General features: G+C 67.6%; 10 protein-coding genes. 1 reads left to right on the plus strand and 9 read right to left on the minus strand.

Going from position 1 to position 12,925, the window contains the following annotated elements; all coding sequences use genetic code 11:
* The first annotated feature begins 66 nt into the window (after positions 1-66).
* Positions 67-444 carry an NTP pyrophosphohydrolase gene (locus ACZ63I_RS12325; protein WP_469337936.1) on the plus strand — a complete coding sequence of 126 codons (378 nt, stop codon included), beginning with the start codon at positions 67-69 and terminating at the stop codon, positions 442-444.
* Here ACZ63I_RS12325 and ACZ63I_RS12330 read toward each other — a convergent pair whose 3' ends face one another.
* The 9 genes from ACZ63I_RS12330 to ngcE form a co-directional block, all read right to left on the minus strand.
* The gene (locus tag ACZ63I_RS12330; protein ID WP_469338361.1) at positions 445-1,908 is read right to left on the minus strand and encodes an amino acid permease; all 1,464 of its coding nucleotides are present in this window, start codon (positions 1,906-1,908) and stop codon (positions 445-447) included.
* Positions 1,909-2,111: 203 nt separating this feature from the next.
* A complete protein-coding gene (gene dxs, locus ACZ63I_RS12335; protein ID WP_469337938.1) occupies positions 2,112-4,025 on the minus strand; it encodes a 1-deoxy-D-xylulose-5-phosphate synthase in 1,914 nt (637 codons plus the stop codon).
* Positions 4,026-4,305: 280 nt separating this feature from the next.
* Entirely contained in the window at positions 4,306-5,595 is a 1,290-nt protein-coding gene (locus ACZ63I_RS12340; protein ID WP_469337940.1) for a sugar ABC transporter permease, read from the minus strand.
* Positions 5,592-6,380 carry an ATP-binding cassette domain-containing protein gene (locus ACZ63I_RS12345; RefSeq protein WP_469337942.1) on the minus strand — a complete coding sequence of 263 codons (789 nt, stop codon included), beginning with the start codon at positions 6,378-6,380 and terminating at the stop codon, positions 5,592-5,594. Before ACZ63I_RS12345 ends, ACZ63I_RS12340 begins: the two co-directional genes overlap by 4 nt.
* A gap of 212 nt (positions 6,381-6,592) precedes the next feature.
* Positions 6,593-7,699, minus strand: a complete 1,107-nt coding sequence (locus tag ACZ63I_RS12350; RefSeq protein ID WP_469338363.1) for an ABC transporter substrate-binding protein — start codon at positions 7,697-7,699, stop codon at positions 6,593-6,595.
* 134 nt (positions 7,700-7,833) lie between these two features.
* A complete protein-coding gene (locus ACZ63I_RS12355) occupies positions 7,834-9,033 on the minus strand; it encodes an ROK family transcriptional regulator (protein ID WP_469337943.1) in 1,200 nt (399 codons plus the stop codon).
* Positions 9,034-9,313: 280 nt separating this feature from the next.
* Positions 9,314-10,234: a carbohydrate ABC transporter permease gene (locus ACZ63I_RS12360; RefSeq protein WP_469337946.1), complete on the minus strand. Its 921-nt coding sequence runs from the start codon at positions 10,232-10,234 to the stop codon at positions 9,314-9,316.
* Positions 10,234-11,157, minus strand: coding sequence for a carbohydrate ABC transporter permease (locus ACZ63I_RS12365; RefSeq protein ID WP_469337947.1), 924 nt, complete (start codon positions 11,155-11,157; stop codon positions 10,234-10,236). Before ACZ63I_RS12365 ends, ACZ63I_RS12360 begins: the two co-directional genes overlap by 1 nt.
* A gap of 84 nt (positions 11,158-11,241) precedes the next feature.
* Complete coding sequence (ngcE, locus tag ACZ63I_RS12370; protein WP_469337949.1) at positions 11,242-12,690, minus strand: N-acetylglucosamine/diacetylchitobiose ABC transporter substrate-binding protein; 1,449 nt, start codon at positions 12,688-12,690, stop codon at positions 11,242-11,244.
* Positions 12,691-12,925: the final 235 nt, after the last annotated feature.

Here is a 12,925-nt window from a genome sequence, read left to right on the forward strand (position 1 = left end):
CGGACTGATGATACTCGCACGCGCCGGGGCGGCATCTGGCGCGTCCCGCTGTGCCAGGCTGCTGAGGTGCGGATTCTGCTGATCGTCGACGCGGCGAACGTGGTCGGGTCGGTCCCGGACGGCTGGTGGCGGGACCGGCACGGGGCGGCCGAGCGGCTGCGTGACTCGCTGGTGGCCGTCGCCGAGCACGGGGTGACCGGCTTTCCGGGCCCCCTGGAGGTCGTGCTCGTCACCGAGGGCGGCGCGCGGGGGGTGGCGTCCGTGCCGGGCGTACGGGTCGAGCCCGCGCCCGGCAGCGGCGACGACAAGATCGTGGAGCTGGCGGCCGCCGCGGCCGGCCGGCACTGTGTGGTCGTGACGGCCGACCGCGAGCTGCGCCGCCGGGTGGGCGAGCACGGCGCGGTGTGCGCCGGGCCCAGGACCGTACGCCCGGCGGCGCGGTGATCAGCGGCCGGTGAGGCCGAGGCGGCTGTGGCGGCGTCCGTAGACGAAGTACACGACCAGGCCCACGGCCATCCAGATGCCGAACCTGACCCAGGTCTCGGCCGGCAGGTTGACCATCAGCCACAGCGAGGCGAGCACCGACAGGATCGGCACGAACGGCACCAGCGGCGTACGGAACGAGCGCTCCAGGTCGGGGCGCTGCTTGCGCAGGATGATCACGCCGATGGCGACCACGACGAAGGCGAACAGCGTGCCGATGTTGACCAGTTCGGCGAGGGTGTCGATGGAGGTGAACCCCGCGACGACCGCGACGATCAGACCGAGCAGGATCGTCGAGCGGTAGGGCGTCTTGAACTTGGGGTGGACGTGCGAGAAGGTCCGCGGCAGCAGTCCGTCGCGGCTCATCGCGAAGAACACCCGGGTCTGGCCGAGCAGCAGGATCAGACAGACCGAGGTGAGCCCGACGGCGGCGCCGAAGCTGATCAGACCGGCCCAGAAGGGGTGTCCGACGGCTTTGAACGCGTCGGCCAGCGGGGCGTCCACGGTGAGTTTGGTGTAGTGCTCCATGCCGGTGACGACGATCGACACGGCGACGTAGAGCACGGTGCAGATGAACAGCGAGCCGAAGATGCCGCGCGGCACGTCGCGTTGGGGGTTGTTGGTCTCCTCGGCGGCGGTGGCGACGATGTCGAAGCCGATGAACGCGAAGAACACGACGGCGGCGGCGCTGAAGATGCCCATGATGCCGAAGTTGGACGGGGTGAAGCCGGCCATGAGCTGGATGAGCGGGGCGGTCAGGCCGTCGCCGCCCTTGACGTCCTGGGCCGGCGGCACGAACGGGTCGTAGTTGGCGCCGGTGATGAGGAAGGCGCCGACGATGATGACGATCAGGACGACGGTGACCTTGACCGCGACGATGACGTTCGTGACGCGCGAGGACAGCTTCATCCCGACGACGAGGATGCCGGTCAGGACGAGGACGAGCAGCACGGCGAGGATGTCGAAGCCGAAGTGCCCGCCGTGCGTGCCGGACAGGCCCGCGGGCAGATGGAAGCCCGCCGTGTCCAGCAGTGAGCGGATGTAGCCGGACCAGCCGACCGCCACCACCGCGCAGCCCAGGGCGAGTTCGAGGACGAGGTCCCAGCCGATGATCCAGGCGGGCAGTTCGCCGAGTGAGGCGTACGAGAAGGTGTAGGCGGATCCGGCGACCGGCACCGTCGAGGCGAACTCGGCGTAGCAGAGCGCGGCGAGGCCGCAGACCACGCCCGCGACGACGAAGGCGAGCGCGGTGGACGGGCCCGCGTTCTCCTTGGCCACTTTGCCGGTCAGGACGAAGATGCCGGTCCCGATGATGACGCCGACGCCGAAGACCGTCAGGTCGAGGGCGGTCAGCGACTTCTTGAGCGCGTATTCAGGATCTTTGGTGTCCTCAATCGACTGCTCGACCGATTTCGTGCGGAACATACCGTTCTTGGCTGGTTCCGTGTCCTGCTGGCTTGTCACCGGCGTACCTCCGAGCGCATGGTTACCGATCATGATCGAGAGACCTTGCGCACCCGGCTACCCGTATCGGCGGCCTTCACACGGATGGACCTGCCGGACCACCCTTACGATCTGACCGCGCAAGGGGATCCGGCAGGCCCGGGGTTGGTGTGTACGGCCTGCCGTCAGTCGCGGGCCGCCTCGGCGGGCGCGTCCACGAGCCGGCCGTCGAGCCTGGCGACGAGTCCGGTGACCTGGCGGGCGATGTCCGGCGCCGTCAGACCGATCTCGGTCATGACCTCCTTGCGCGCCGCGTGGTCGAGGAAGCGCGGCGGGATGCCGAAGTCCCGCAGCGGTACGTCGACTCCGGCGTCGCGCAGCGCCTGGGCGACGGCGGAGCCGACCCCGCCGACCCTGCTGTTGTCCTCGACGGTGACGACGACCCGGTGCTGCTCGGCGAGCGGCGGCAACGCCTCGTCCACGGGCTTGACCCAGCGCGGGTCGACGACCGTGGTCGAGATGCCCTGCTTGTCGAGGAGTGTGGCGATCTCCAGGCACATCGGCGCCAGCGCGCCGACGGAGACCAGCAGGACGTCGGCGGCCTGGCCCTCGGGCCTGCGCAGGACGTCCATGCCGCCGACCCGGCCGACGGCCGAGACCGCGGGGCCGACGGCTCCCTTCGAGTAGCGCACCACCGTGGGCGCGTCCTCGACCTGGACCGCCTCGCGCAACTGGGCGCGGACCTGGTCGGCGTCGCGCGGGGCGGCGATCCGCAGCCCCGGCACGCACTGGAGGATCGACATGTCCCACATGCCGTTGTGCGAGGCGCCGTCGGTGCCGGTGATACCGGCCCGGTCGAGGACGAACGTCACCCCGCAGCGGTGCAGGGCGACATCCATCAGCACCTGGTCGAAGGCGCGGTTGAGGAACGTCGCGTAGACGGCGAAGACGGGGTGCAGCCCACCGGTGGCCAGGCCGGCCGCCGACACGGCGCCGTGCTGCTCGGCGATGCCGACGTCGTACACCCGGTCGGGGAACGCCTTGGCGAACTTCTCCAGGCCGAGCGGCTGGAGCATGGCGGCGGTGATCGCGACGATGTCGGCGCGCTCATGGCCGAGCTTGACCATCTCCTCGCCGAAGACCGAGGTCCAGTCCATGCCGGCGGCGGCGATCGGCAGGCCCGTGTCGGGGTGGATGGGGCCGATGCCGTGGAAGCGGTCGGCCTCGTCCTGCTCGGCGGGCTTGTAGCCGCGGCCCTTCTCCGTGATGCAGTGCACGATGACCGGGCCGCCGAAGCGCTTGGCGCGCAGCAGCGCCGACTCCAGGGCCTCGATGTCGTGGCCGTCGATCGGGCCGACGTACTTCAGCCCGAGGTCCTCGAACATGCCCTGCGGGGCGATGAAGTCCTTGAGGCCCTTCTTGGCGCCGTGCAGCGTCTCGTACAGGGGCTTGCCGACGACCGGCGTACGGCCGAGGAGGTCCTTGCCGCGGGCCAGGAAGCGCTCGTAGCCGTCGGTGGTCCGCAGGGTCGCCAGATGGTTGGCGAGGCCGCCGATGGTCGGCGCGTACGAGCGTTCGTTGTCGTTGACGACGATGACGAGCGGGCGGTCCTTGGCGGCCGCGATGTTGTTCAGCGCCTCCCAGGCCATCCCGCCGGTGAGCGCGCCGTCGCCGATGACGGCGACCACATGGTCGTCCTTCTTCAGGACCTCGTTGGCCTTGGCGAGGCCGTCGGCCCAGCCGAGGACCGTCGACGCGTGCGAGTTCTCGATGACGTCGTGGTCGGACTCGGCGCGCGACGGGTAGCCGGACAGGCCGCCCTTGCCCTTGAGCTTGGAGAAGTCCTGGCGTCCGGTGAGCAGCTTGTGCACGTACGACTGGTGGCCCGTGTCGAAGAGGACTTTGTCCCTCGGCGAGTCGTAGACCCGGTGCAGCGCGATGGTCAGCTCGACGACGCCCAGATTGGGGCCGAGGTGGCCGCCGGTCTTGGACACCGCGTCGACGAGAAAGGACCTGATCTCCCCGGCGAGCTGGTCGAGCTGCTCGGGACCGAGCCGGTCCAGATCACGCGGTCCCTTGATGTGGGTCAGCAACGGCACCCGTGCCTCCTAGCGTTTGAGCTGGTCGAGCTCTACCGATCCGCAGAGTCTAATGTTCCCCACGGGACGCTGTTCGTCAGGCGGCGCGTTTGTATCTCACACCATCGGCTGGGAACCGCGCTTCTTCCTTGCGTCCCCACGCTCTTTGTGCAGCGCCGCGGCCGTGCGGAACGACCCCGTTCCCGGGCGGTTCAGCCGGTGGCGGCCGCTTCCCTGGCCGGAACGCAGCCGTGCCCGGCACCCTGGTGAGGGCGCCGGGCACGACCCGCGGGAACCGCGGTCAGGCGCGACCCGCGGACTTCTGGGTCTTGCGGGTGACGGCGTCGATGACGACCGTCGCCAGCAGCACCGCGCCGGTGATCATGTACTGGATCGGCGAGGCGATGCCCTGGAGGTTGAGCCCGGCCTGGATCGAGAAGATCACCAGTACACCGAGCAGAGCGTTCCAGGTGCGGCCGCGGCCACCGAAGAGGCTGGTACCACCGATGACCGCCGCGGCGATCGAGTTCATCAGGAGGTCACCACTACCGGCGCCCTGGTTGGCGGCGACGATCTTGGAGGCGATGAACAGACCGCCGAGGGCGGCGAAGGTGCCGGCGATCGCGAAGACCGAGATCCGGACCAGCGTGACATTGATACCGGCACGACGGGCGGCCTCGACGCTGCCGCCGAGTGCGAAGACCTTGCGGCCGTACGAGGTGCGGCGCAGCAGGAAGTCCGTGCCGACCACGACGACGATGAACAGCACGAAGGCCAGCGGCAGGCCCTTGTACTGGTTGAACAGGATCGCGACCACGAAGGCGGCGATGGCGAGCAGGACGGTGCGGACCACGATCTCGCTGTTCGGCCGGGACGGCATGCCGGCCCTGGCGCGCTTGCGGTTGTCCGTGAACGTCATCAGGAAGAACAGCACGACGGCGACGACCGCCAGGATGTAGGCGGCTGCCACATCGGTGAAGTAGTACGACGTCAGCTTGCCGACGACATCGTTGCCGTTCAGGTTGATCGTGCCGTCGTCGCCCAGCACCTGGAGCATCAGGCCGTTCCAGAACAGCAGACCGGCCAGGGTCACGGCGAAGGCGGGCACACCGATCCGGGCGAAGAAGAACCCGTGGATCACACCGGCGACGGCGCCCGTGAGGATGGCGATGATGAACGCCAGCCAGGCGTTCATGCCGTGGGTGATGCCGAGCACACCGAAGACGGCGCTCGCCAGACCGCTGACCGAGCCGACCGAGAGGTCGATTTCCCCGAGCAGCAGCACGAAGACGATACCGACGGCGATCATGCCGGTACCGACCATGGTGACCGAGATGTTGCTGAAGTTCTCGGCGCTCAGGTAGCGCGAGTTGAGGCTGGTGAAGATCGCCCAGATGACGATCAGGCCGATGACGACGGGCATGGAGCCCAGTTCGCCCGCCTTGATCTTGCGGCGGAACTCCGTTATGTAGCCGCCGAAGCCCTGCTCGCGCACGAGCAGCCGGGGGTCGACCGCTGTTACGGCGCCCTCCGCGGCAGCGGGCGCGTCCACCGCCTTGTGGCGCGGTGTGGAGGTCTTGTCGATACTCACTTCTGAACCTCCACGTTGCGCGACGCACGGCGGGTCACGGCATTGTCCGTGGCACCGGTGATGGCGGCGATGATCTCTTCCTGCGACGTCGTCCTGACGTCGAAGACACCGTTGTTGCCGCCGAGCCTGAGCACGGCGACCCGGTCGGCGACGGCCTTGACGTCGGCCATGTTGTGGCTGACGAGCAGGACGGCGAGACCGCGCTCACGCAGCCGCTCGACGAGGTCGAGGACCTGCGCGGTCTGCTCCACACCGAGGGCGGCCGTCGGCTCGTCGAGGATGACGAGCTTGGGGTTGCCGAGCATGGAGCGGGCGATCGCCACTGTCTGGCGCTGACCGCCGGAGAGGGAGGCGATGGGGATCCGGACGCTGGGGATGCGGATCGACAGCGTGTCGAGCAGTTCGCGCGAACGGCGTTCCATCTCGACCTCGTTGAGGACGCCCCAGCGGTGGAGTTCACGTCCGAGGTACAGATTGCCGACGACATCGAGGTTGTCGGCGAGCGACAGGTCCTGGTAGACCGTCGCGACGCCCAGGTTCTGGGCGTCGTGCGGGCGGTTGACCGAAACCGGCCTGCCTTCCCACTCGATGACTCCGTCATCGATGGGGTTGACGCCGGCAATGGTCTTCACCAGCGTCGATTTGCCGGCTCCGTTGTCGCCGACAAGGGCGAGAACCTCACCGGGATGGACCTCAAGCTGAACATCGGTGAGCGCCTGGACGGCACCGAATCGCTTGGAGACCCCTCGCAACGCCAACACGGGCGTAGCGGTCACGTGAACCATCTCCTTCGCCGCCTGACCGGCGGGGATGCCGCGCCGGGGTGAGGCGCGGTGGGTCGAGCAGAAGAGAACATACGGAACCCGCCGCGTGAGCGACGGTTCGTTGTGAAGTGTTCCGTCCGGCGCCCCGCCCCTGCTTGCGGGGCTGTTGACGGGCGAGGCGCCGGACAGGCTTCACCAGGTGGAGCAGTCGGCCGGGCGGACCCGGAGAGGGACTACTTCACACCGGCCGCGTCACAGGCGGCCTTGAACTGGGGGGTGCAGATCTTGTCGACGGGGTAGATGCCGTCCTTGATCACCGTGTCGTTGATGTTCGCCTTGGTCAGCGAGACGACGGGGACGATCGTGGTCGGGATGCCCTTGGTGGTGGGGCTGTCGACGGTGTCCTTGGCGATGGGCGCCAGGTCCTGGCCCTTGGCCAGCGCGACGGCCATCTGACCGGCGACCGAGGCCTCCTGCGGGACGGACTTGTAGACGCTCATGAACTGCTCACCCGCGAGGATGCGCTGCACACCGGCGAGCTCGGCGTCCTGGCCCGTGACCGGGGGAAGCTTCGTCAGACCGGCCTGCTTGAGGGCCTGGATGATACCGCCGGCCATGCCGTCGTTGGCGGAGTAGACACCGACGATCTTGTTCTTGCCGAGTGCCGTGATCGCCGCCTCCATGTTGGCGTTGGCGTTCTCCGGCTTCCACTCCTTGGTGTCGTACTCGCGGGCGATCTTCACCTTGCCGTCGAGGACGGAGTGGGCGCCCTTCTTGAACAGCGCGGCGTTCGGGTCGGTGCTCGCGCCGTTCATCATGACGATCTCGCTCGTCTTGGTGGCCTTCGAGCCGAGCTCCTTCAGGAGCGCGTTGCCCTGGACGCGGCCGACCTCTTCGTTGTCGAACGAGGTGTACGCGTCGATCGGGCCCTCGGCGAGGCGGTCGTAGGCCACGACCGGGATACCGGCCTGCTTGGCCTTCGTGACCGAGCTGGCGATCGCCTTCGAGTCGACGGAGTCGACGATCAGCACGTCCACCTTGTTGGTGATCATGCTGTCCGCCTGCTGGTTCTGCAGCGAGGCGTCCTGCTTGGCGTTCTGGTAGATGACCTTGCCCTCACCGTTGGTGAGGTCGGAGATCCGCTTCTCGATGAGCGGCTTGTCCAGCGCCTCGTAACGCGCCGTCTGGTTCTCCGGGAGGAGCAGACCGACGGTTATCGCGTTCGAGTCGGACTTCTTCTTGGGAGCGTCGGCCTTGTCACCGGACTCCTTGGCGCTGCCACAAGCAGCGAGGGAAACAGCCATCGCGGTGGCTGCGACAGCCACGGCGGCACGACGCATGTTCGCGTTCACTTCGAAAAACCTCCCTGACGAGGCCGCGTCGTTGCGGCCGAGGTGGCTGGAAGTCAACTCGGGTCCGAGGGCGACGTCAAGGAGTAAATCCTTAACGAGATGACAACGGTGCCATTCGTTATCTAAGTGAAGGCAGGCGTATTGGCCGGCAGCGCGCTCTCCAAAAGGGTCGAATCGCCCATTTCGCTCAGGACGAGAGCCAGCGCGCCGAGCACCTCGGCCCGCCCCCCGAGAGCGCCTGGAAGCACCGAGAGCTGCCGTGCCGCGCTGGGAATCGCGTACCGCGAGACGGATTCGCGTATCGGCGCGAGCACCAGCTCCCCAGCCTCCGCCAAATCGCCGCCGAGCACCACCCGGCTGGGGTTCAAGAGGTTGCACAGATTGGCGACACCGCTACCGATATGGCGCCCGACGTCCGCCACGACCCTGCGGCAGCCCGGGTCGCCCTCCCTGGCGAGCTGGACGACCCGCTCCATCGTCAGATCGACGCCGTGGCTGGACTGCAGGAGGGGCAGGACGTACCGGGCGGCGGTGAACGTCTCCAGGCACCCCCGGTTCCCGCAGCGGCACACCGGGCCCGACTCGTCGAGCGTGATGTGCCCGATCTCGCCCGCCGTGCCGCCGGGCCCCCGGTAGATCTGGCTGTCTATGACCAGCCCCGCGCCGACCCCGCTGGCGACCTTGATGTAGGCGAGGTCCTTGACCCCGCGACCGCTCCCCCAGACCAGCTCGCCGAGCGCGCCGAGGTTGGCATCGTTGTCGACGTAGACCGGCACCCCGAGCCGGCCCGCCAGCTCGTCACTGGGGTTGATGCCCGTCCAGCCCGGCAGGATCGAGGTGGAGCCGAGGGTGCCCGACTCGACGTCGATGGGGCCCGGCACACCGAGCCCGACGCCGATCACCTTCTGCCTGCTGACGCCGGTGGTCACGATGAGCCGCTCGACCAGCTCCTCGGCCCGGCCGAAGCCCTGCGCGGACGACGCGTCCACGTCGAGCGGCTCGGACTCCTCGGCGAGCACCTGGTGGGCGAGGTTGCCCACCGCGACCCGCAGATGGGTATGGCCGAAATCCACCCCTATGACGATGCCCGCGTCGGCGCTGAGAGCGACACTTCGCGCCCGGCGGCCCCCCGCCGACGTCGGCGTGACCTCCACGGTCCCGCTGTCCTTCAGCTCGCGGACGATATTGGAGACCGTGGCCGCCGACAGTCCGGTGCTCCGGGCGATCTCCGCCTGGGTGAGCGCGCCGGCCATGCGCACCGCGCGCACCACCCGCTCGAGGTTGGCCCGGTGCAGAGACGACTGCGACCCTGGAGTCTCCACGACTCATCCACTCCTGCCCTAGGCAGGCGGCACGACCACCGCCCCCGGCCGGGGTCGCGCCAATGAGACCCCGACGTATCTCCAACTTGTGAACCCTAAGCTCAGCCTTTCGGACAGCTCCCCGTCAAGACCTTGAGCGAGTGAGGCCACGCATGAGCGGTCTCCGGCCAGTTGACGACATCACCGCAAACCGCAGCGAACCGCCCGCCGGCACCGTGACGGTGGGCGGGCGGTCCCTGTCCCGGCGCGGGCTGTCCTGCCTGGTCCCGTGCCTCGTTCGTTACTTCAGCGCTCCCGCGGTGAGTCCCGCGACCACCTGGCGCTGGAAGATGATGTACGCGCCGAGCACCGGCAGCATCGCCATGACAAGGCCGGCGAACAGTCCCGACCAGTCGCCCTTGTACCCCTGGCTGCTCGCGAGCTGCACGAGCCCCTGGGTGAGCACCCTGCGGTCGGGGTCGGTGTTCAGCACCGTGGGCAGCAGGTACTGGTTCCACTGGCCGAGGAAGTTGAAGATGCCGACGCTGATCAGTCCTGGCTTCGCCATCGGCAGCATGACCTGGAAGAACGTACGGGTGTGTGAGGCCCCGTCGATGAGCGCGGCTTCCGCGACCGAGGTCGGCAGCGTTCTGAAGAACGAGGTGAGGAAGAAGACCGTGAACGGCAGCGAATAGGCGATGTAGACCAGGATCAGCCCGTGGATGGTGTTCAGCAGCCCCAGATTGCTCATGACGTAGAAGAGCGGAACCAGCGCGAGGATGATCGGGAAGCTCATCCCGCCGACGAACAGGAAGTAGATGAACCGGTTCCCGGGGAATTCGAAGCGCGCCAGCACATAGGCGGCCATGGAGCCGAGCAGCAGCGTACCGATCAGCGAACCCGCCACCACGACAATGGTGTTGAGGAAGTACTCGCTCATGTGCGCCTGGGTCCAGGCGCGCGACCAGTTGTCGAAGTGCAGCCGGTCGGGCAGCGCCCAGGGCGTGGTCAGGATGGACTTGTCGTCCTTGAAGGACGTCATCACGGCCCACAGCAGCGGCAGCGCGACCAGGATCGCCCAGATGACGAGAACGCCGTGCGAGAAGACGTTGAGCGTCCCGCCGGTCTTGTCCGCCTTGGCGGCGGGGGCGCCGGGAGCCGGCGCGGGCTGCCGCTTCTCGACGGCTTCGGCGGGCGGCGGCGGGGTGTCGGTGGTCTTCATCAGTACTCCAGCCGCTCTCGTCGGCCCACCCGCATCACGAGGCCGGCGAAGACCAGCGTCACGACGAGGAGAGCGACACCGATCGTGGTCGCATAAGCCGCCTGACCGTCACGGAACGCCTTCTGGTAGACGTAGAGGATCAGTACGTTGGTGGAATTGGCGGGCCCGCCGGGGCCCACGGTCATGATCTGGACGACCGCGAAGGACTCGGCGCCCAGCGCCAGGATGCCCATGTACACCCAGCCGGACTGCACGGTGTCCCAGAGCAGCGGCAGCGTGATGCGGAAGAACGTGGTGACGCGGTTCGCCCCGTCGAGCAGCGCGGCCTCGTAGAAGTCCTTGGGTATGGACGCCATGCCGGCGGAGAACAGGACCACGAAGAAACCGGTCTGGCTCCACAGCAGAACGGCCATCACGCACCACAGGGCGAATTTCGGGTCGCCCAGCCAGTCCGGCTGGAAGCTGCCGAGACCCACGCCTCTGAGTGCGCCGTTGAGCAGACCGCTGTTCGGGTTGTACGCGAACTGGAACAGCAGCGCGACGATCGCGATCGACAGGACCTGCGGGAAGAAGTAGACGATCTTGTAGAAACCCGATCCGCGAACTCCCGCGATGGCGGCGCTCTTTCGGCGCCGGCCGCCGATGTTGACCATGAAGGCGAGGAACAGCGCCAGCCCGAGAACGAGTACGGGCAGCACCAGGGCGAAGGTCAGGCTGTGCTGGAACGACTTCCAGAACGTCTCGTCGTGCAGCATCCGTGTGTAGTTGCTGAAGCCGACCATCTTGAAGTCCGGGCTCAGTCCTGACCAGTCCGTGAACGAGTAGAAGATGGACTGGACGAACGGCCAGACAACGAAAATGGCGTACAGCGCCAGCGGGAGGATCAAGAACCCCGCGATGAAACGGTACTTGCCGTGTTGCATGTCTCCAGACCCCGAATCTTGGGCGGGCACCGCCGTGCTGCCGTGCGGAACCGGAAGCCCCGGCGGGGCTTCCGGTCGCCGCTTCTAGGCCGCGTGCTTGTAGTGCTTGATGCTTGAGTCCTTGGCGGCGGCGTCGGCGAACTCCTGGCATTTGGCGACGCATTCGGCCGGGGTCATCCGGCCGGCCATCATCTCGCCGAGCGCGCCGGTGCCGATCTTCTCCTTCTGGAGCTGGACGTACCAGTCCTGCAGCCGCGGGTTGAGCACGTTGTCGCCGGCCTTGGCCAGCGAGTCGACGGCCGACTGCATGGCGGTCGACAGCGTGAGCCCGTCGGTGCCTCCGTTGAAGGCGCTCAGCGACTTCACCTTGGTGGTGAAGTTCTTGGAGGACGCCTCGCTGAGCATGATGCGCAACTGCTCCATGCCGCCTGCGGGGTTGGCCGCCTTGGCCGGCACGATGAACGGCTCGCCGCCGCCCGCCCAGAGGGTGCCGAACGGCAGCTTGTCGGAGCTGTCCAGGCTGGACGGCGCCGCCACCTTCATCTGGAAGTCCTTGGGCGTCGTCTTCGCCGCCTCGTTCTCCACCCACGAGCCGTTGGGGATGAACAGGGCCTTGCCCTCGGTCCACGCCGTCTGCGACTGGATGTGGTCGATCCCCGGGGTGCCCTTGAGGATGTAGCCCTTCTTGTACAGCTCGTAGTACGCCTCGAACGCGGACTTGACGGCCGGGTTCTTCCAGGCGTTCGGCTCCAGGTTGTCGATCGCGTCGAGTACCTCGCGGCCGCCGATCTTGCCGATGAACGGGTAGAGCGAGAAGGGCAGGTAGTACGGGTACTTGCCCGCGTACGTCCAGCCGGCGATGCCCTTCTTCTTGGCCTTCTCGCACAGGGCCAGCATCGCGTCCCAGTCCTCGGGGTACTCCGCGTCGAGGTTGTCAAGGGCGGTCTGCGAATACCACACGCCGTACACGGTGTAGGCGTAATTCATGATCCAGAAGGGCTCGCCGTCGTACTGCCCCATCTCGACGATGCCGGGGCGCAGGGTGTCGCGCACCTTCTTGGCCGGGTCGTCGACGGACGGGGAGTCCAGCAGCGGAGTCATGTCGGTGAGCTGCTTCTGGCCGACGAGGACACCCATGTCCATCTGCTCGGCGCCCGAGTTGTCGATCAGGTCGGGCGGTGTGCCGCCGTTGAAGCGCGGCTGCAGCGTGGACTGGATCTTCTGGGTGGAGCTGAACTTCACCTTCGCCTTCGGGTGGGCCTTGTTGTACAGCTTGACGGCGTCCGTGGCGTACTCGGTGCCGAAACCGCCGTCGAACAGTACGAAGTCCAGCGGCGCCGTGTCGTTCACACCGAGCGGGTTCTTCGCACTCGTCTTGCCCTTGTCGACCTTCTTGTCCGATCCGCTGTCGCTGCTCGCACAGGCGGACAGGAAGCTCATCGTCGGTACCGCGATCACGCCGAGCGCGGCGGAGCGCTTGATGAGGTTGCGACGGTCAAGACCCTCGTTGTGCTGAGCGGAGGTGGATCCCATGCTCAAGTCCTCGCCTTCTTCAGGACTCAGGCGGTGTACCGGTCGCCCGTCCTTCTCTTCTGAGGCGAAGGGCCCCGCCACCGCGGTCAATTGAAGCTGGGTCGTACAGGAATGCCGGACCGGTGTCGGACCGGATTTCGCAGGAGGTACGGCCTGAACGGCCGGCCGGGTACGACGAGCAGAGCCCTTCCCCCCGGCCCTGTCCCCCTCCGGGTCGTGTCCCCCTGGCCCGCCG

Source organism: Streptomyces sp. NPDC087906, assembly GCF_055584925.1.